This window comes from Pseudomonas sp. NFPP28 (genome assembly GCF_900115535.1).
Lineage (GTDB): Bacteria > Pseudomonadota > Gammaproteobacteria > Pseudomonadales > Pseudomonadaceae > Aquipseudomonas > Aquipseudomonas extremorientalis.
Genome location: NZ_FOWT01000001.1, coordinates 96560 through 113559, shown reverse-complemented (window position 1 = coordinate 113559; position 17000 = coordinate 96560). Strand labels below are relative to the sequence as shown.

Genomic DNA, 17000 nt, shown 5'->3' with positions numbered 1-17000 from the left:
TTATTCCAGGTCAGAGAGTTTGCTGCGCTGACGCGCTTTCTTTTCGTTTTCGATGCGGGCGAGGATGGCGCGCAGGCTTTTTTCCAGGCTTTGCATGTCTGTGCCAGGCCCAGCAGCGACGTCGATTTGGTAAACGTCGTGGCTGTCGTAAACGACTGTCGGCGCCGCGCCACTGATCGGCGGCTTTGTGTCGACGGCAAACGCAGGCATGGCAGTTGTACCCAGAGCAAGCGTGCTGGCGGCGGTCATTTGCTTGGTCATGCTGCTCAGGGCGTCCAGCGGGCCTTTTTGCCCAACTTCAAGACCTTGGGTCAGGCCCGCCATGGTGAACCCGCCCAGTTCGGCGAATACGCGTGATGGGCTGTGGATGCCGAGCTTTTCCTTGAACCACCCAATGCTGGCGTCGCCGATTGAGCTGATCGCCGTTTTGACGCTGCCCAGTCCTGCCATCAGCCCGTTGACCAGGCCGTTGACGATCATGTTGCCGAACTCGGTAAAGCGGTTGGGCAGATCCACACCCAGGTAACTCAACACTCCGGCGAAGGCCTGGTAAATCAGGCCGATGGGGCTGAAATTTGCCAACGTGTTGATGATGCTGATGATCCCGCCGTCGAACCCAGTCTTGATCTCCGTCCATGCGTTGGCGAAGTAGTTCTTCACCGCGTCCCAGTTCTTGTAGATCAGGTATGCACCACCCGCCAATGCCGCGACGACGGCGGCAATGACCAGAACAATCGGATTGGCCGATAACCCCCACAATGCGATGCTTACGGTGCGAAGCGCGGTTACGAGCGGGCCGATCAGAATGCCGCCCAGCGTTCGCAGCACCGTGCCGAATACCTTGAAAATACCGATGACGCCAGGCAGACGCAGACCGAACATAGCCAGACCGAACCGTAGGAACAGGAACGGTCCCAGAATGCCGGCGAGTGTGAGGGCGAGCCCGCCGAAAACGGCTGACAACGCCACCACACTGGCGACGATCTTCAACAGAGTCGCGGTTAACTCTGGGTTGGCTTTGACCCATCCATTGACCTTGTCCAACACGCCGCCAATGGCATCCATTACATCGACCATCGTGGCCCGCACCGACTCACCTGCGCCGCTCTTTGTGTTGACCAGTTTGTTTTGCAGGACCTGCCAGCGACCTTCGATCGCGTCGGCGCGGATATCCATTTCGCGTTGCATAGAGCCATTGGCGGCTGCGTCATTGACCAGGTCGAGCTGACGTTTCAGCTCGTCCAGGTTGTTGACCAGCTTACCCGCGTCCTTGCCGAATTCTTTACCGAAAATCCGCGTCGACACCTCTGTCTGCTGCTCAGGCGACAGTTTCTTGATGCGGTTAAGGACACCCATCAACGTGCCCATGGCGTCCTTGCTCATGCCGGTTTGGACGGCTTTTGAGTCAAGGCCGACCATGGCCATGCCTTCCTGAAACTTCTTGCTCTGCATGGTGGCGATGGACAGTTCGCGAACCATGGCCCTGGAAGCGCTCGCGGCCACTTCTGGTGCTGAGCCGAGGGACAGAAAGGTACTGCCCAGTGCCGCCGCCTTGCGGTAGTCGAGCTTGTCGGCCACGTCGCTCATGCGGGTCAGGGTTTCAATGATGTCGCCGCCTTTGGAGCGGGTGTTGTCGTCCAGGTAGTTGAGCGCGTCACCGAGTGCTGAGATGTTCTTGATCGGCACTTTGTACAAGCCGGCGATACGGCCCATGTCCTCGCCGACCTGTTCCGCCGGCAGGTCGAAGGCCACGGCAGCGGTGGCCGACACCTTCGCCATGGTCAGCAGGTTTTCCTTGCCCTGGATACCGGCGCGCGCCTGGGCTTCAACCAAGGCAGCAAACTCGGTGGTGGCGATCGGCATTTCGTTGCTGGCCGCTTTAATCGCGTCCGCAAATTCGTAGTAGGTGGCGGTGAGCTTGCCGTTGTTGTCCCGTGCGCCGTCGACCTGCTTGGCGACGCCCATCATGGCGCTTTCGAAATCGACGTATTCCTTGACCACCCCAATGATTGGGCGGCTGGCAGCGTACGCCACGCCCAGGCTGGAGCCTCCGGCCACTGCGGCACTACCTGCTAGCTGCTTGCCTTTGTCGTAACTTCCACGGGCAATCGCCGCGCGCTTGTGCTGGGCGGTCAGTTCCGTCATGCGCTTGCCTTGGGCGCTGATACTGGCGTTGGTAGCGGTGATTTGCTCACGCAGTTGGCGTTCGTGGGAACCCAGGTTCTTGGTGCTGATGCCTGCGTCGTAGAGCTTTGAGCGCAGACCTTGCAGTTGCACGCTTTGTTGCTGATGCTGCTGCTTGAGCTTTTTGGCCTCGCGCACCGCTGCTTGAAACTCCCGGGTCATAGCCCTGGTCGGCGCGCCGGTGGCAGCAAATTGCTGGCTGAGGGCTTTTACTTTTTCGCGGGCGGCAGTGAGGGCTGCACTTGTCATTTCAGACGCGGCGCGTTGAGTTCGCCAGGCGCTGACGTCTTTCTGCTGGGTGTTGAGTTCCTTCAGGCGGTCGCGGGCAGCCTTGAGCGCGCGGGCGGTCTCCAGGCTGCCATTGTTGATTTGCTTCAACGGGCGGGTGGCTTTATCGATAGCGTCCAGCACCACCTTTAGCCGCAGATCATTTGCCATCAGTGGAACTCCGCACCCTGGCACGCTCGCGCCAGTCCATCAGTTCTTGTAGGCCCAACTGATCCATGTCAGCCGGTGCCCAGTGAAAAACCACGGCCAGATCGGCCATTGCTTCTTCTACGCAACGAGGGATGCATCCGTCTTCGCCGATTTCTGTAGCAAAAAACCGGTGATTTTCGTGCTGAGCGCGACCAGGTCCGCCGGGTCCATCGACGTAACTTCGATGGCAGTCAGGGAAGGGCTGCTGATGCGTGGCACCACCTTGATCAAACTGTTGACGTCCATCTGCAGCAGATCTGCCAGGCTGACGCCGCGCAGCTCGCCCGAGTTGGGCTTGCGCAAGGTGATGCTGTCGATGCTGGTGGTGCCACGGCGGATCGGTGTGTCGAGGGTGACGGTGTTGTCGTCGGCCAGTGGTTTGACGTCGGGCTGTTCGGTGGTTTCGGTTTTCATGGGTAAAGCTCCTGATGATGAGTGGGGTTAGCGATCGATGCCGGCGATCAAAGGCCGATGGCGTTGCGGTGTTTCTCCAGCATGTCGACGCCGCCGACCTTCTCGATGAAGTTCAGCAGGTCGATTTCGATGATGTCTTCGTTGTCGACAGTCAGCTTGTAGTAGCTGCAGGTGGTGGTGATGGAGTGCTCGGTGTCTTCACCCGGCTGAGCATCGCCCATCTCGATGGTTTCGTGACGGCCGCGTACGGTGATCTCCACCGCGCTGACTTCACCGGTGTCGTCTTGTTCGAACGAGCCAGCGAAGCGCAACGCAACGCCGGACGCATTGACCGCGCCAAACTGCTTGAGCACGACCAGGTCGAGCCCGCCGAGCTTCCACTCCAGCTGAATGCCGTCGTCGGAGAAACCCAGGTCAGCCTTGACCGGACCGCTCATGCCGCCGCCTCGATACGCTTCCATTTTTCGGCCCAGGGAGGGCAGGGTGACGGTCTTCACTTTGCCGGTGTAGCTACCGCCGTCGTTGAACAGGTTGAGGTGTTTCAGTTTGTGGGGCAGGGCCATGGCGGTGTTCTCCGGGGTTATGGCGCAGGGTTAACTCCCCTCGCGGGGAGGCCCGGTTTAAGCGTTGACGGCGGCGGCGAACTGCATCAGGTAGCGGTCGGTGATGCGCTGACGCAGGGTGAGGTCCTCCAGGGGCGGCACGGGGGTGTAGTCGTAGTCGAGGGTCAGCTTGCCGGCCTTGAGGGTGTCTTTATCGTTGATGTCTTCCGGGTACCAGCAGCTGCCGCCGATCAGGTAGCCCTGGGCGACCAGCTCGCGGAACTTGGCGTTGATCCCGTTGATGATGTCTTTGACCAGGGACGCGTGCAGTGGCTTGTCCATGGCCCACATGTGCGCCTCGGCCATGGTGTCGGCGAGGATCTGCGCGGTGCGGGTGTAGTTTTCAAACGCGAACAGCGGATCGTCGCTGCACGTGCGGCTGCCCCAGAAGCGGAAGCCACCCTCATTGATCAGAGTGGTGACCTCGTTGCTGTTGAGGTAGTTGGCGTCAGTGGCTGGGTTTTGCAGATCCCAGAACACATCGGCGCTGATGCCTGTCACGCCGTTGACCGCGACGTTGGAGATGGTCTTGTGCCAGCCGATGTCTTTGTCGATCAGCGCCCGCAGGCCCAGCGCACGGGCTACTGCCGACGCGGTGACGGTCGCGCTGGTGACCGTGTCCCAGTTCTGGAACTCCGGCCAGATCACCATGACCTCACGGGCGCCGAAGTTCTCGCGGTAGGCGACCACCTCCTCCTTGGTTTTGCAGCCCCACGCACTGACGTAGGCGAAGGCGCGTAGGTCCTTGGCAATCGATACCAGGGCGGTGGCCACCGGTTGGCTGTCGAGGCCTGGCACACCGAGTATGCGTGGTGTCATGCCCACACGGGCCTTGGCGGCGAGCAAGGCTTTCATGCCGGTGTACTTGCCGTCGGCGGTGGTGGTGCCGATCAGGGCGCTAGTGGTGGCGGCTTCGTCTGCACCTTCTTTCACTCGCACCACGATGGTGTAGGGCTTGGTTTGGTCGGCGATGGCTTGAAGGCTCTTCGCCAGGGTGCCTTTGACGCCGGCTTTGGCGATGGCAGTTTGCACGTTGGTCAGCAGGACGGGAGTGTCCAGCGGGAAAGCAAGCGGGTCCGCATCTTCAGCCGTACATACCAGGCCGATGACTGCGGTTGCGATGGTGCGAATGGGGCGGGTGCCGTCGTTGAGTTCGAGAACCCGCACGCCGTGGAGATAGTCTGAACCGGCCATGGGTGGTTGCCTGCGCTGTGATGGAATGACAGTGCACAGGCTGCCGCGCGCGCGCCGGATGGGCGAGCGGCGCGGTTTGTAGCTGGGTGGATTACAGGGCGTCGTTGGCCGAATCCCAAGGATACTGAGCCTGGATTTCTTCGAATCGGGCTACACCGGCAGCACGGACGGCCTCCCAGCCTGGCTCGTTCATCACTTGCATACGCTGAGCTTCAGCAAAGTAGCGATCCGAACCTGTGAGGGGATCAGAATACGACCGTAGGCGCAGTGCCTCGATCTGTTCGCGGGTGGGTGGAATCGACTCGGGATCGGTAGCGGTAATCGCGCCAGTTCCATCAATCCGCCAGATCGAGTCAGGTTGCTGGAGAATGCGCGCCGATAACTCGTCGCTGATCTCGACCGCACCTTTCGGGATGGCATGTACGCCCCGGAAAAGCATGTGTTGAAACAGCCCATCGTCATTGAATACAGCATAAATTTTTGACATGTCAGCGCCCCAATGCGAACCAGAAGAAAGAATAGGTCCCGCCGGCCGACCAGCTCAGGATCATGGACGTTGTTGTCAGCGACTGAACGTTCGCTGCAACTGAACTGGGACTCCCGCCGACAATGGAATTCGGTAGAGCCCAGGCAATTAGGCACTCAACAGGAAATGGCACAGCAAAAGCTGCCGAGGTTCCTGAGGTGAAGGTTCGATTTCCCCATTGCCAGACCAGGCCCCCCATCCAGCTGGGGAAGTAGATATAGCCGTTGACTGCCAACGAGACTCGGAAGCCTGCGCGTAACTTCTTCGGTGTAACCATCGTTGCATCATCAATGCCCTGGTCAACCTGGCTTTGACTCGCGACTTTGGCCAACCCTGCTACCGCCTCGGTGGCTTGAACAAGTACCTTTGCCAGGCGGTGTGCCAGCTTCAGCGGAGTGACGGTTCGAGCGTCGGTGGTGCCTTCATCCATGTCCTCGTCTTTCGCGTTGGCCTGAACGCCTGATTTGCTTTCCGTCGCTTCAACCCAGCGTTTCCTGAAGAACTGGAAAACGTTCAGCATGGTGGCCGGCTTTGTATTTTCGGTCACTTCGTCAGCTTCAGCTTCGGCTTTGCTGGCCGTTTCGATGGCGTAACCCGCCAGGGTGTTTGGAGAGGTGCCAGCCAGAACCCGACCGAATTTATCGACCGTTACGCTCCTGAAGACGCCTGCAACGTCCTTCGCTGTGGCTGATAGCAGTTCGAAATTAAGTGCTGTGGTGCCAATCACAACAGGGCCGTCAGTGGTCAATGTCCAAACTGTATCGGCGTACGTATCACCGCGTTCAACTCCTACCGTCAGCGCAGAGGTCACTTTTGCGTTGGTATCCGCGTCAGGCGACCTTAACCATTGGCCTGTTGCCGCGATGTATATGCCATTCTGACTCGCGGTCTGCTGCTTTCTCACCAGCACGCGCGCGCCCGGTTCCAAGGCAATGCCATCAATGGTCTGTAGGCCGCCCAGTGCGACGCTATTGAGGGTTGCAACGACGACGGACTGTTTTAAGTCGAGCTTGCCAATTTCTTCTGCAACCTTTACGTCAACGTACTCTCGCGTTGCGAGTACCACCGACGGATCAATTTTCAGCTCGATGTTGCTCGTACTGCTCACGATCAGGTTGATCCTGATCACCTGAGTCCGCCCTGAACCTTGAGCAAGAAGCGGTTTGTACGTCGGTGCGCAGTTGGCAATGGCAACTAGATCACCCGCTGCATCGTACAGCCCGATCTCGCGCACCCACCAACCGCCGACGCTCTCGGGAATGATCTGTTCGGCGATGATCACACTGGCGTTGTTCGGGTCGACCTTTACCTGATTCAACGGTGCACGACGGCGCTCGTTGATCAATTTGGTCTGAGTGCGACTTGGGATAGGGTCGGTGCCGTTGGCGTCACCCACGGCCATCTGCGCGAACGTCCAGGGCACGCCCAGAGCGTCTGCGTTGGCTTGTTTGGCTTCGCCTACGGCGGTAAGGATCGCGAAGAACTGGCTGTTTTGATCGGTCATGAGTAGATGTCCATCGTGTCGATATGGTGTTCGCGGCCACCGATGCGGTACACGCCGCTGACGTCGATATCGCGCTGGGTCGGTGGGTAAACGCTGAGTTCGTCGCCTTCGTACACACAGGCCCCGATGTACACGGTGCCGGTGCTTTCCAGGCTGATAGCCAAGCCGGTCAGGGGGCGGGTGAGGGGTTTGGCGTCATCGATCAGCCAGGTCAGCTCCTGGTACATTTCCTCGGTGATACCGGTGTCCAGCACGCCGACCTTCAAGGCAAAGGTGCCGGGCACGCCTTCCGGCACGGTCTGCCACCATTCCACCACCTCGATCAGGTAGCCCAGCGGCTCGACCACGCGGCGCAGAGCGCCGATGGTGCCCTTGTGCGCGTGGATGTAGCGGGATGAGCGGATGGCGGCGCGCTTGGTGGCTTCCGTCCAGTTGCTGTCCCAACGGTCGACGGAGAAGGCCCAGGCCAGGTAGGGCAGTGCCACCACCGGGCAGGTGTTCGGGTTGCAGAGCGTTCTCAGCGGGATCGGTACGCGCTGGATCTCTGCGAGCGCCTGTGCTGCGTGCAGCTCAAGCGGCACTGAGTTATTCGGCAGCAGCCGTTGGGCGCCCATTATTCAGCACCCCGCGTTAGGGTGACGCCGGTGCAGTAGGGCGCCTGGGCTTTGGTGGCGACGATATCGACCCAGTCCTCCAGCTCAACCTTGCGCACGCCCTCGACGAATAACGCGGCGTGCAGGGCCGATTCGGATACTTCCATTGCCAGGCGTCGACGTTGGTGGACGTAGGCCAGCAACCTTTGTTCGGCGGCGGCAAGGATCGGCTCCGACTCGGGGCCACTGGTCAGCAGGTACAGCTTGGCTTTGACCGGGTAGCGGATGATCTGCGCGCTTTGCACGGTCAACCTGTCGGCCACGGGCCGGCGGTCATCGTCGCTCAGATGTTTTTGAACGGCGGCGACCAGGTCGGGCGATGCTGTGCCGTCGCCGAGCAAGGATTGAACGGTCACCACCGCCACGGCGGGAGACGGGCTTTCTGCTGTGGCGTCGGCAACACGGCCGTCAGCCCCACGGGCGTGGAATATGTAGCTCTGGCGCGGGCCGGCGGTGCTCAGGCCTTCCCACGACATCTGCGCCCGTTCGCGCAAGCTGTCGTCGCTTTCCATAATCCGTGCGACGGGTGGGACGGCCATGGGCTTGGCTTCCTGAACCACCAGACGTTGGACGTTGAAGTTGCCGGCCAATTGGTCCAGATCCGGGCCTTTCGCCAGGGCCAGCAGGTTGGCAATGGAGGCCTCGTTCACGCGCTGACGCCAGATGGTTTCGCGGTAGGCGTTCTCCTGCAGCAGCTTGGTCAGGGGCTCTGATTCAAGCTCAAGGCGGGCGGCAATCTGCGCCTGTTCCTCGATCGGCCACAGGCTGATCATGTAGGCCTTGCGCTCGGCCAGGATCAACTCGAAGTCGATCTGCTCGACGATCTGCGGCGCGGGGAGTTGGCTGAGGTCAATCGCGGCAAAGGAATTCATACGCTGCCACCCATTTGCAGCGGCACGCTTAGGCTCAACGGTTCATTACTGTCGACGACGGAGCCTTCCAGCTCCAGCGCCGACTGCCCTTGCAGGTTCGCGCCGATGAACTGTACGCGGCTGAGGCTGATACGGGGTTCCCAGCGCATCAGCGCCATGACCGTGCCCGCGTAAACCCGCAGGCGCGTGGCGTCGTTGAAGGGATGGTCGACCAGCTCGGGCAGCAGGCTGCCGTATTCGCGGCGCATTACGCGCGTGCCGATGCGGGTGGTGAGGATGTCGGTGATGCTCTGGCCGATGTGGTCCAGTTCGCTGATGGCGGCGCCGGTTTCTCGGTTCATATTGGCTTACCTGATTGATCGTCGCCGTGCTTGACGCCCGTGGTCAGGTGGTTGACCAGGCTGATGTTGGCCGCGACCACGTCTTCGGAAACGGTCACAAGGCCGACCACGTTCTGGTTGCCGGTTTGGTTGTAATCGCCCTGGTGATTGATCGGCCCGATGATGTTGATCCCGCCCTTGCTAACCAGGCTGGTTGTGCCGCTGTCGGGTAAGGTGGCGTTCAGATGGTGGGCGACGCTGTCGTATTCGATCACCGCCCCGTCGACGTAGGTTCGGCGGTGCAGGCCGGCGCGGTTGCCGTTGGCGGGGATGTGGTCGCTGAACAGACCGGTTACGACGACGCCGTTGGCGAGTTGGCCGGATGGGCTGAACAGGATTACCTGTTCGCCCTCGGTGGGCGGGTCCCATTCCTGGTCAGACCCGGCGCGTAGGGCGAGCCATGGCAGCCAGGCGGTGGTCAGTGCACCGGTTTTTACCTGCACGCGCGGGGGCTCCATCTGCACGGCGGCGATGACGCCGAAGCGGATGAGGTTTTCGAGCATGCGGGAGAGGGCGGCGAAGTCGTTCATAGCGCCGATGGTGTAGAGTTTCGCGCGCGCTCGTAAGAGTTAAGAGCTTGTAGGTGTGAGGCTTACAAGAATTTGTGTCCATCCAAAAAAAGGATTTGTTGTGGCCAGTTATATTGTCGAACATCGCTTTGAAACGGCCCGAGATTTTTTAAATGCACTTACTCCGTGGTCGAGCAATTTGGAGCTGGACGGCTACATATTTAGAGGTCATTCAAACTCCCGTTACCAGTTGGTCCCTACCTCGCTCCGTGTTTCTCCGAAGGAAGATATCTGGGATTACTCATTAGCGTACGCTTCAATTACTGGATCGACTAACGACAACGACTTTTCGCTGGCTTATGTGGAATACCAGCTGATTCGAGATTTTTACAGAATGGCTGACGCTCGCGGCCTCCACGTACCTATATCGGATCGTTTGCGTAAACAGCTTCATCAAAAAGTTGACTTCAGCACTATGTCAGCGTGGATTGATGGTGACAAATGGTTGCCTGACGATATGTTAGAAGTTGCCGCAATTGCGCAGCACCACGGGGTGCCCACACGTTTATTAGATTGGACATATGATCCCTTTGTTGCCGCGTATTTTGCATCGCGACCCAGTCAAGAACTTGAGGGGGATCTGTGTATATGGGGGCTGAATGCCAGAACAGTCGGCATGCTGGAGAATCTTGGGACTGACTTTCCTTTGAAATTGGTCAATACCCATTACGGTGGCAATCCTAACCTGGCTGCGCAGAGTGGGTTGTTTACACATTGGGCAAGTAAAGTTCCTGGAGTAAATACCATCTCATCGGGTGAAATTAAGGAGCTTCCGCGTGTCGATAGACGCCCATTAGACGAATTGCTGGAAAGTTTTTTGAATGGGTGGACTAACAATGTTAGTGAAAATATGTTTGTTAAGTTGACACTGCCAAAGTCTCAGTCTATCGAGCTTGCTTCACAGCTAAGGGGCTTTGGTTATGGTCCTGCGAAGATATTTCCAGGCTATGAGGGGGTAGCTATGGAGTTAAAAGAAAGGCCATTTCTCAAAAAGAAAGGTTCAGGTGGTCAGGTGAGCTAGGAGTCCATCGCGGATGAGGTCGAGGTCTACTTGGGTAAACCCTAAAATCTCCCGCTGCTCATAGCGAATATTGGGAGCGCCACGTTCCGCGCGATCCTTCAAACCATACTGGTGAACTCTGGCAATCCGGGCAATCCGCCCGGTGAAGCCTAACGTCACAGCATTGCTATCGCCCCGAACTCTCAGATACGAAACAGTCCGCAGCTTCCTAAACATCGCCAGCTTTCGCTTAACCCGTCCCTGTTTACCTCGCAGGTCCCGATGCTTACGAGGTGCGTACTTACTACCGTCCGGATTCTCCTGCGCCATCACCCGTTTCTGCTGACTACGGCGCAGCTCCTGCCCAATGCTCCGGGCCAGTTTGCTGCGCTCCCCTGGCTCCAGCCTATCCAGCAGCACCGCCGCCCAGGTCTCCAGCGCCTCCAGGCTATTCGCCATCCGGCACTCTCCACTCACTGGTGTTCCCGTGCGCACCAGGCTTCCAGTTCGGATCGAGATAGCCCACCACGTACTGCGGTTCGTTCGGGTGCTTCACGGTGGTATTGCCCTGGTCATCTTTGCCGACAACAACTTTCTCTGTCAGCGCCAGGGTAATGCTGAGGTCCACTTTGTTCTTGTCGAGGATGTCGGCTTCAAACTGTATGCCATCGCTGACCTTATTCAGGTTCTCCAGCAGCTCGGACTGGTTGACGCTGAGCCAAGCAAGAACGGGCAGGAACACGCTGTCAGGGTGGCCGGCGAACTCGGTGAGGATGATCTGCAGATCAAAGCTGTACTCAAACGACAGGGTGTGTGCGGCGGTGCAACGGACCTTGCCGTTGTCGATGAATATCAACAGACGGTCGGGGTCGTGCTTAAAATCGGCGACGGTGGCCAGGAGGTGAGCGCGCAGGCTTTCGGGCTTGTTCATGGGTTGGCCTGTTGGTGTTTGTAGACCATGTCGACCTGGGCGGCACAATCGGCCCAGGCGGCTTCGGCGCGGTCCTGGTCGGTGAGTTGGTCGCCGTTACTGCGTGGGCTGGTCGCCGGTAGCACGCACGGCACCACGGCCGGACAGCCAGTCTTGATAAGCTGCGGCGCCGGTGAGGGCGGGGCGCTCGCGCAACCGGCGAGCAGCGTCAGGCAAAGGCTGAGCAGCCCAGTTTCGTAGATCGTCGTTTTCACGTTTCAGCTCCTCTATGGTTCGCTCACGCTTTGCCAGGCCCAGACGCAGTTGGTCCTGCAGGCTGCGCAGTTGGCTCTGTGCGTCACGTTCCTGTTTCAGGGTCTCGGTGAGGGTGTTGGCCGTTGCAAGGTTGCGGTCAGCGTCTTCGCGGGCGGTCTTGGCCGCAGCTTTTGCCAGCTCGGTTTTGCCTTTGGCGACGTCAATGCGGGTTTCCTGAACCCAGATCAGCAGCCCCAAGGCCCCGAGCAAGGCGATGCCGTAAAGCACCTGGCGCAGCATGCTCACGCGCGGTACCAGCCAAGTTTGTTCATGCGGGCAGCATCGAGATGCTGGATGGGACCGCGCACAATCACCGCCCTGGCGTTGTTCATCAACTGGATGCACTCGGCCAGCCGCTCCATGTCGGCTTGTTCAGTCGAATCGGGCACTACCAGCAGGTCACCGTCTTGCACGCGTAATTTTTGCACCGCTTCAAAGTCGATCATGCCGCCACCCCTTGTCCGCATTCGCGGCTGGCGTGCCGTTCGTAGGCGCGCTGGAGCTTGGTGTCGTAGAGATTCCGCAGATAATCCGGCCCGTTGTAGAGGCGGGCGAATTCGGCCCACTTGCGGGCCTTGAGCGCCTTGTGCAAAGCCGGGTCGGTTTCGATAAATCGCGTGAAAGCGTCGAGCTGCTGCGACTCGCCGGTAGTCATTGCCGCGACGAAGGCCTGCACATTGGCGTAGCCGAGGCGCTTCCAGTGGAACCCCATGATCTGAAAGGCTCCCCAGGAAGCTGACTCCAGGGCGGCTGTGTCGTCGATCAGGCGAGCCATGGCCAGGCGCTGGTGTTCGGCGGTGCCACCGATATATCCGCCGGGTTTCGGGTTGACCAGGGCTGGGTTGGCGGCGGCGAGCTGGTCGGCATGACGTTTGAGTTCCGCTGTGTCATCGCCGGCATGGCGAGCCGTAGCGAGCTGGCGGTACATGATGTGGCGTTCGAACAGAATCACCGGCTTGCCATTGTCGAGGAAGCCCTTGCCCTTGGACTCCACCTCATTGACTGCGTAGATGCTAGCCAGCGGCACGTCGAGGCGTTCGGCTGCGGCCACCAGGTCGTTGTTGCGCAGTAGCTGGCCGCAGTCGCCACCGGCCAGGCTGGTTTGGGTCTTGGTGCCGGCGATACCGTCGGCGACCAGGCCGACTTTAACCTGGTAGGCGCGGACGGCAGCTTCGGTAGCGTCGCCGTAGTGCCCATCCGGTACCAGGTTGGCGCCGTGCTTGTTGAGGTTCTTTTGTAGCATCAGCACCGCTTGCGAGCGGTCGCCGTGGCGAAGGGTGGTGGTCATGCGCTGGGCCTCAACAGGGCGGCGACGTTGCCGCGTGAACGGAAAATCAGGGTGCACAGCAGCACGATCGAGACGGCTTGCCAGAGGCTTGTGGGCTGGCGATATAACAGGATCTCCAGGCCGCAGATGCACAGCGCTGAGCCAAACAGGCTGGCAAGCAGAGAGATGCTGCGACGGTACCGAGCCTCGCCTCGGCTGTAGCAGGCCAGTCGCAGTGCACTCAGCAGGTAGGCAATTGCCGTGATCAATTGCACGGCCAGTTCGATGCTAGGCATGTCAGCTGCCCCCTCTGATGCGACGCCAGATGTCCCAGATGTCCGCTTTTTCTACCCACACCATCAGCTTGATGCTGATCGGGATGACCACCAGGGCGCAGAGAAATGCACCGCCGCCGCTGGTGATAAACGGGAGTACTTGCAAAGCCATAGGCGCAAACAGGTAGCCCACACCGGCGGACAAGAACAGTGAGCCCAGCCGCTGCCAGACCTTGAGGTCGTGCTTGGTGCTGGTTACCAGCCATGCGCCGAGGATCGCTCCGAACAGCGCCTCGCCGTCGATGATCGGCGTCACGGTTGCCAGGCCCAGGCCCATAAGCAGGCCGGTCACAGCGCTGGAAGTCGGATCAGCCATGGTGTGGGTTTCCTTGGATGCAGGGGGTCAATTCCATAGCTGCACCATCTGCCGCTGGGGCGCGCTGGTTTGGGCTTCGGGCATGTTGACGGTAAGGCCTTGCGGCAGGATTGGGCCGTAGTCGGCCAGGCCTGGGTTGGCATCAAGCACGGCCTCGGTGACGCCGGCAGTGCGGCCGTAGTACCGCCAGCAGAGAGCGTCGACGGTGTCGTTTTGAATGGTGCGGATGGCGACGGGCATCAAATCAGCTCCACGGTGGTGCGGCTGATCCCGAGGAAGTCACGGACGGCCCAGCGCAGGTCGCGGCGGTAGTCGTCGATGGTTGGGGTAGTTTCTTCGGCTTTGTCGCTACCCGTGTTGGTCGCGCTGTAGTCGCGGTAGCGCTCGCAGACTTCGGCGCCGGTACCGGCCTCGATCGCACGGCGGTACAGGTGAGCCTGGACCGAAACGTCGTTGATCTTGTCGTCGGGTACGTCGGCCAACGTTGCGTAGCCAGCAGCCAGTTGAGTGGCTTTCCACGACTTCAGCTCACGGTTGAGGTTGATCGCTGCGGCGATTACTGCAGTTTCCAGGCGGGCTGGAGTAACGCTGTTGTCGATGCGCAGAGTGGCGCGCAGCTGCTCAAGATCGATTGAGGGCCAGAAAGGGTCGGTGTTGATATGGCCGCCGGTAACTGGGCCGCTGGCTACAAATGCGCTCATGAAACGGCACTCAAAAATAGATCGCCGGTGGTCGGGGCTTCACGTTCAGGAGGAGCGGCCTGGCCGATCCGCCCCGAGCCGGCGGGGTGCGTGGGGACGCTCGGTTAGCTGCCAGTGGCAGCGTGTTTTTTCAGGAGGCGCTCGGCGCCGTCCAAATCTTTCTTGCCGCCGCAGCTGTCATGCAGCTCGATCGCGCGCTTGAGCAAGTCGATACCGGCCTGAATCTGCCCCGGCTGGCCGGGTTCTTCAGCCGTGATGCCATGCACCGTGGCACGGCCCGTTGCCAGGTAGAGCTTGGCGCGGGCCTGGTCAGGCATGTCTTCGTCGTCGGTCAGCTCAACGGTGCGATGCAAGATGCTCAGGTCGAACGTGTCGTTGGTTTTTTGCGCTTTCAGTGCTGCGGTGGCGATTTCTTCCGCGACCAGGCAACCGGTGGTGCGCTCGAAACGGTCGGGCATGATCAGCTTGTGCTTGAGCACGTAGTCGGCGATGTCCAACGCACCGGCGTATTCACCGGCGTCGATCCGCCAAACCATAATGGTGGTTAAGACGTCGTCCTGAGCGCCGTTGCCGCCTGCAAGTACGCCTTCGACATAAGGGACGTACTGAGGCAATAGCTGCGGCTTGAGCGCTTCCTTGGCGGCGGTGGACTGAATTGCCTTCAGGCGTAGCCGGTCCTGGAGCAACTGATTCAGCTGATGCTCGTAGGCGGTGGCACCCGCCATTGATTGCTGCGGTGCCGTTTTCGCTGCCTCCATGGCCGCGCGTGCGCGGCGCTGGTGGGCTTGGGCGATGCTGAGTGCCATGGGATTAACCCTCGCTGCCTGCTTCTTCGACTGGGGTGATGTTTTCCAGCAGGCAACCCAGGCCGTATTCCTCGACCACATAGGCCTCGTTCGACGATTCGAAGTTGCTGATGCGGTTCCACTCCGGCTCTTCCTTGAGGTAGCGGCGGCGACCGCCGATCTGCCAGTACACCGACAGGTTGGCGAAGGTGGTGATGAGGATCGTGCCTTCGGGGATGTACGGCACCTCATACAGCGGCAAACCACCGACGCGGCGTTGCGAGATGATCAGGTCGCTCGCCAGGGTGTTGGTCGCGTCTTGGTCTTTGTTGACCAGGGCCAGGAACTTGTCATGGACCAGCTCGCGGCCGGTCAGCACCACCAAGCCAGGGTTGCGGCGGTACCAAGGGTCGAGCAACTGGATAGCGTCGTAGACCAGGGCGTCGATGTTCTTGAAATCACCGGTTTTGCCAATGGTGATCTTGCCGGCGACGGCGCCTTCCTTCAGCACACGGTCGGGTGCGTGGGTGCGGTACTGCTGGAGCCAACCGATGTTGACGTCTTCCAGCAGCGGGTGCGCGGTGCGGTCGGTTTGTTCTGCGGCCGAAACGCCGTAGAAACCGATCTGGATACGGTCGAGCGCCTGACGTTGGGCGATGGCGCTGGACAGGCGGGTCTGGAAGTCCGGGAACTTGGCCCAGGCGTCGAGCTGTTTGTAGCTGACGAAGGTATCGAAGTCGGTCTGCTCGGCCTTGTACTTATCGCTCGACAGAGTGCCGATGCTGCGCGGCTCACGCTTTTTGACGTTGGTGTTGGTGCGGCTGGCAACGGTGCCACCTACGCCCAGGCCGACCTTTTCGCCTTCCTGTTCATCGACGCCGATTACGTTGACCTTGGTCAGGAACTCGCTCGACTCCTGAATCTTGGTTTCCAGGCGCTGCTGGATGGTTGGGTCGACGCTGAATGTGGCGGTGGCCGATTCAACGCCGTTGAGCAGTGCGACCTGGCTGAGGTAGCCGGTGAAGAGTTTTCGAGTGTCGTTACGCATGGGTGTCTCCGATAGTGGGCTGGGCGGTGTAGGCCGCAGGTCAGAACTCAGCCAGGGCTTGGTTGCCGCCGCCGGTTACCGGTGGGCGCTGGGTTTGGGAGTGGTCTTGGGTTTTGCCGAGGGTGGTTTTCAGGTCGGTCAGGTCTTTGCTGAGCTGCTCAACCTTGGTGTTCAGTTCGCCGGAGAATTTCTTCTCGGCAGCCAACTGATCGGGCAGATCCTTGACGTGATCGGCAATCGCTTCGACGGCCTGGCCGATTTGGGCAAACTCGGCGTCGTCCTTCGCCTGTTTGCCGCCGAGCAGTGCCTGCACTTTGCTGAAGAGTTGTGCGCCGAGGCTGGGCTTGTCTTCGATTTCTTCAAACTGCAGCTCGGTTTCCACTGCCTCGGTGAACATCGACGTCGCGGAGTAATGACGGTCTTTGAATGGGCTGGATTCTGGCTTCTGCGCGGAGAAAGACAGTACATCGGTGCCCAGGCTGGCCGGGGAGTCGGTCACCGCCAGGCCGACGATGTAGGCCTCGCCGGTGTCCGAGAAGCTGTCGTCGATTTCGATCGAGGTGTAAATCTTCTGCTTGGCCTTGTTCATGGCGATCAGATCGGGCGTCGGCTCGACCTGGGCGAACAGGGCCAGCTTCTTCTGGCCGTTGATTTCCACTTCCTCGGTCTTGACCGCGAGCACGTCACCGTAGGCCTTGAAAGGGCTGTCGGGCAGCAGGCTACGGAAGTGCTCCAGCCAGATGCGAGCACCATAGGTGGCTGGATTGAAGTTCTTCGCCGCCTGTTCCAGCCAACTGCGTTTGATGGTGCGCTTGTCAGAGGTAGCGCCCTCGACGGCGACGCGGAACCAATTACTGCGGAATTTCTTCATGCCGGGAATCCTCAATGCGTTGGGCGCTAAGTGCGTTGCAATGAGGGGCATGGTCGTGACGCGCGCGAGTTGCGGCA

At 60.0% G+C, this 17000-nt stretch carries 24 protein-coding genes and 1 pseudogene; 1 reads left to right on the top strand and 24 read right to left on the bottom strand.

The genetic code is table 11. From position 1 onward, the window contains the following. The 11 genes from BM110_RS00580 to BM110_RS00530 form a co-directional block, all read right to left on the bottom strand. Complete coding sequence (locus BM110_RS00580) at nt 1-2622, bottom strand: phage tail tape measure protein (RefSeq protein WP_093511945.1); 2622 nt, start codon at nt 2620-2622, stop codon at nt 1-3. After that, on the bottom strand, nt 2612-2731 hold the full coding sequence (locus BM110_RS00575) for a GpE family phage tail protein (protein ID WP_017477242.1): 120 nt from the start codon (nt 2729-2731) through the stop codon (nt 2612-2614). The genes BM110_RS00580 and BM110_RS00575 overlap by 11 nt, the downstream gene beginning before the upstream one ends. 8 nt (nt 2732-2739) lie before the next feature. Then, nucleotides 2740-3075, bottom strand: a complete 336-nt coding sequence (locus BM110_RS00570; RefSeq protein ID WP_093511943.1) for a phage tail assembly protein — start codon at nt 3073-3075, stop codon at nt 2740-2742. Between the two features lie 47 nt (nt 3076-3122). Next, on the bottom strand, nt 3123-3638 hold the full coding sequence (locus BM110_RS00565; RefSeq protein WP_078049800.1) for a phage major tail tube protein: 516 nt from the start codon (nt 3636-3638) through the stop codon (nt 3123-3125). Nucleotides 3639-3695: 57 nt separating this feature from the next. Beyond that, nucleotides 3696-4871, bottom strand: coding sequence for a phage tail sheath protein (locus BM110_RS00560; protein ID WP_093511941.1), 1176 nt, complete (start codon nt 4869-4871; stop codon nt 3696-3698). 91 nt (nt 4872-4962) lie between these two features. After that, nucleotides 4963-5358 carry a hypothetical protein gene (locus tag BM110_RS00555; protein WP_093511939.1) on the bottom strand — a complete coding sequence of 132 codons (396 nt, stop codon included), beginning with the start codon at nt 5356-5358 and terminating at the stop codon, nt 4963-4965. Nucleotide 5359: 1 nt separating this feature from the next. Further along, on the bottom strand, nt 5360-6901 hold the full coding sequence (locus tag BM110_RS29705; protein ID WP_256575326.1) for a phage tail protein: 1542 nt from the start codon (nt 6899-6901) through the stop codon (nt 5360-5362). Continuing rightward, nucleotides 6898-7515, bottom strand: coding sequence for a phage tail protein I (locus BM110_RS00545; protein ID WP_093511937.1), 618 nt, complete (start codon nt 7513-7515; stop codon nt 6898-6900). The genes BM110_RS29705 and BM110_RS00545 overlap by 4 nt, the downstream gene beginning before the upstream one ends. Then, nucleotides 7515-8426 (bottom strand): baseplate J/gp47 family protein, encoded by a 912-nt coding sequence (locus BM110_RS00540; RefSeq protein ID WP_093511935.1) that lies wholly within the window; start codon nt 8424-8426, stop codon nt 7515-7517. The genes BM110_RS00545 and BM110_RS00540 overlap by 1 nt, the downstream gene beginning before the upstream one ends. Next, nucleotides 8423-8767, bottom strand: coding sequence for a GPW/gp25 family protein (locus BM110_RS00535; RefSeq protein ID WP_093511933.1), 345 nt, complete (start codon nt 8765-8767; stop codon nt 8423-8425). The genes BM110_RS00540 and BM110_RS00535 overlap by 4 nt, the downstream gene beginning before the upstream one ends. Further along, the gene (locus tag BM110_RS00530; protein WP_093511931.1) at nt 8764-9336 is read right to left on the bottom strand and encodes a phage baseplate assembly protein V; all 573 of its coding nucleotides are present in this window, start codon (nt 9334-9336) and stop codon (nt 8764-8766) included. Before BM110_RS00530 ends, BM110_RS00535 begins: the two co-directional genes overlap by 4 nt. A gap of 100 nt (nt 9337-9436) precedes the next feature. Here BM110_RS00530 and BM110_RS00525 point away from each other — a divergent pair, with 100 nt between their 5' ends. Beyond that, nucleotides 9437-10396: an FRG domain-containing protein gene (locus tag BM110_RS00525; RefSeq protein WP_175538831.1), complete on the top strand. Its 960-nt coding sequence runs from the start codon at nt 9437-9439 to the stop codon at nt 10394-10396. Here BM110_RS00525 and BM110_RS00520 read toward each other — a convergent pair. The 13 genes and pseudogenes from BM110_RS00520 to BM110_RS00465 all read right to left on the bottom strand — a co-directional run bounded on the left by BM110_RS00520 (nt 10376) and on the right by BM110_RS00465 (nt 16923). Next, entirely contained in the window at nt 10376-10834 is a 459-nt protein-coding gene (locus tag BM110_RS00520; RefSeq protein ID WP_093511927.1) for a phage virion morphogenesis protein, read from the bottom strand. The genes BM110_RS00525 and BM110_RS00520 overlap by 21 nt on opposite strands. Continuing rightward, entirely contained in the window at nt 10824-11306 is a 483-nt protein-coding gene (locus BM110_RS00515; protein ID WP_093511925.1) for a phage tail protein, read from the bottom strand. The genes BM110_RS00520 and BM110_RS00515 overlap by 11 nt, the downstream gene beginning before the upstream one ends. After that, nucleotides 11303-11488: pseudogene (gene lysC / locus BM110_RS29675) on the bottom strand (Rz1-like lysis system protein LysC); the annotation flags it as partial. The gene BM110_RS00515 and the pseudogene lysC, both read right to left, overlap by 4 nt. Further along, complete coding sequence (gene lysB, locus BM110_RS29700; RefSeq protein WP_093511923.1) at nt 11403-11846, bottom strand: Rz-like lysis system protein LysB; 444 nt, start codon at nt 11844-11846, stop codon at nt 11403-11405. The pseudogene lysC and the gene lysB, both read right to left, overlap by 86 nt. Further along, nucleotides 11843-12046, bottom strand: a complete 204-nt coding sequence (locus tag BM110_RS00505) for a hypothetical protein (protein ID WP_093511921.1) — start codon at nt 12044-12046, stop codon at nt 11843-11845. Before BM110_RS00505 ends, lysB begins: the two co-directional genes overlap by 4 nt. Continuing rightward, a complete protein-coding gene (locus tag BM110_RS00500) occupies nt 12043-12888 on the bottom strand; it encodes an N-acetylmuramidase domain-containing protein (RefSeq protein WP_093511919.1) in 846 nt (281 codons plus the stop codon). The genes BM110_RS00505 and BM110_RS00500 overlap by 4 nt, the downstream gene beginning before the upstream one ends. Continuing rightward, nucleotides 12885-13163, bottom strand: coding sequence for a phage holin family protein (locus tag BM110_RS00495; protein ID WP_093511917.1), 279 nt, complete (start codon nt 13161-13163; stop codon nt 12885-12887). The genes BM110_RS00500 and BM110_RS00495 overlap by 4 nt, the downstream gene beginning before the upstream one ends. Nucleotide 13164: 1 nt before the next feature. Next, the gene (locus BM110_RS00490) at nt 13165-13518 is read right to left on the bottom strand and encodes a putative holin (protein ID WP_093511915.1); all 354 of its coding nucleotides are present in this window, start codon (nt 13516-13518) and stop codon (nt 13165-13167) included. Nucleotides 13519-13545: 27 nt separating this feature from the next. Then, nucleotides 13546-13758, bottom strand: a complete 213-nt coding sequence (locus BM110_RS00485; RefSeq protein ID WP_093511913.1) for a tail protein X — start codon at nt 13756-13758, stop codon at nt 13546-13548. Continuing rightward, entirely contained in the window at nt 13758-14219 is a 462-nt protein-coding gene (locus BM110_RS00480; RefSeq protein WP_093511911.1) for a head completion/stabilization protein, read from the bottom strand. Before BM110_RS00480 ends, BM110_RS00485 begins: the two co-directional genes overlap by 1 nt. A 104-nt stretch (nt 14220-14323) precedes the next feature. Continuing rightward, complete coding sequence (gpM, locus tag BM110_RS00475) at nt 14324-15025, bottom strand: phage terminase small subunit (RefSeq protein ID WP_093511909.1); 702 nt, start codon at nt 15023-15025, stop codon at nt 14324-14326. Between the two features lie 4 nt (nt 15026-15029). Next, nucleotides 15030-16052: a phage major capsid protein, P2 family gene (locus tag BM110_RS00470; protein WP_093511907.1), complete on the bottom strand. Its 1023-nt coding sequence runs from the start codon at nt 16050-16052 to the stop codon at nt 15030-15032. A 40-nt stretch (nt 16053-16092) separates the two neighbouring features. Beyond that, the gene (locus tag BM110_RS00465; RefSeq protein ID WP_093511905.1) at nt 16093-16923 is read right to left on the bottom strand and encodes a GPO family capsid scaffolding protein; all 831 of its coding nucleotides are present in this window, start codon (nt 16921-16923) and stop codon (nt 16093-16095) included. Nucleotides 16924-17000 lie beyond the last annotated feature (77 nt).

Coding starts and splice junctions, on each gene's coding strand:
- BM110_RS00530 (WP_093511931.1), bottom strand. CDS start 9,336: ATGAACGACTTCGCCGCCCTCTCCCGCATGCTCGAAAACCTCATCCGC.
- BM110_RS00470 (WP_093511907.1), bottom strand. CDS start 16,052: ATGCGTAACGACACTCGAAAACTCTTCACCGGCTACCTCAGCCAGGTC.
- BM110_RS00540 (WP_093511935.1), bottom strand. CDS start 8,426: ATGAATTCCTTTGCCGCGATTGACCTCAGCCAACTCCCCGCGCCGCAG.
- BM110_RS00580 (WP_093511945.1), bottom strand. CDS start 2,622: ATGGCAAATGATCTGCGGCTAAAGGTGGTGCTGGACGCTATCGATAAA.
- BM110_RS00520 (WP_093511927.1), bottom strand. CDS start 10,834: ATGGCGAATAGCCTGGAGGCGCTGGAGACCTGGGCGGCGGTGCTGCTG.
- BM110_RS00575 (WP_017477242.1), bottom strand. CDS start 2,731: ATGGCCGATCTGGCCGTGGTTTTTCACTGGGCACCGGCTGACATGGAT.
- BM110_RS00515 (WP_093511925.1), bottom strand. CDS start 11,306: ATGAACAAGCCCGAAAGCCTGCGCGCTCACCTCCTGGCCACCGTCGCC.
- BM110_RS29705 (WP_256575326.1), bottom strand. CDS start 6,901: ATGACCGATCAAAACAGCCAGTTCTTCGCGATCCTTACCGCCGTAGGC.
- gpM (WP_093511909.1), bottom strand. CDS start 15,025: ATGGCACTCAGCATCGCCCAAGCCCACCAGCGCCGCGCACGCGCGGCC.
- BM110_RS00485 (WP_093511913.1), bottom strand. CDS start 13,758: ATGCCCGTCGCCATCCGCACCATTCAAAACGACACCGTCGACGCTCTC.
- BM110_RS00465 (WP_093511905.1), bottom strand. CDS start 16,923: ATGAAGAAATTCCGCAGTAATTGGTTCCGCGTCGCCGTCGAGGGCGCT.
- BM110_RS00490 (WP_093511915.1), bottom strand. CDS start 13,518: ATGGCTGATCCGACTTCCAGCGCTGTGACCGGCCTGCTTATGGGCCTG.
- BM110_RS00560 (WP_093511941.1), bottom strand. CDS start 4,871: ATGGCCGGTTCAGACTATCTCCACGGCGTGCGGGTTCTCGAACTCAAC.
- BM110_RS00565 (WP_078049800.1), bottom strand. CDS start 3,638: ATGGCCCTGCCCCACAAACTGAAACACCTCAACCTGTTCAACGACGGC.
- BM110_RS00570 (WP_093511943.1), bottom strand. CDS start 3,075: ATGAAAACCGAAACCACCGAACAGCCCGACGTCAAACCACTGGCCGAC.
- BM110_RS00505 (WP_093511921.1), bottom strand. CDS start 12,046: ATGATCGACTTTGAAGCGGTGCAAAAATTACGCGTGCAAGACGGTGAC.
- BM110_RS00495 (WP_093511917.1), bottom strand. CDS start 13,163: ATGCCTAGCATCGAACTGGCCGTGCAATTGATCACGGCAATTGCCTAC.
- BM110_RS00555 (WP_093511939.1), bottom strand. CDS start 5,358: ATGTCAAAAATTTATGCTGTATTCAATGACGATGGGCTGTTTCAACAC.
- BM110_RS00480 (WP_093511911.1), bottom strand. CDS start 14,219: ATGAGCGCATTTGTAGCCAGCGGCCCAGTTACCGGCGGCCATATCAAC.
- BM110_RS00545 (WP_093511937.1), bottom strand. CDS start 7,515: ATGGGCGCCCAACGGCTGCTGCCGAATAACTCAGTGCCGCTTGAGCTG.
- BM110_RS00535 (WP_093511933.1), bottom strand. CDS start 8,767: ATGAACCGAGAAACCGGCGCCGCCATCAGCGAACTGGACCACATCGGC.
- BM110_RS00500 (WP_093511919.1), bottom strand. CDS start 12,888: ATGACCACCACCCTTCGCCACGGCGACCGCTCGCAAGCGGTGCTGATG.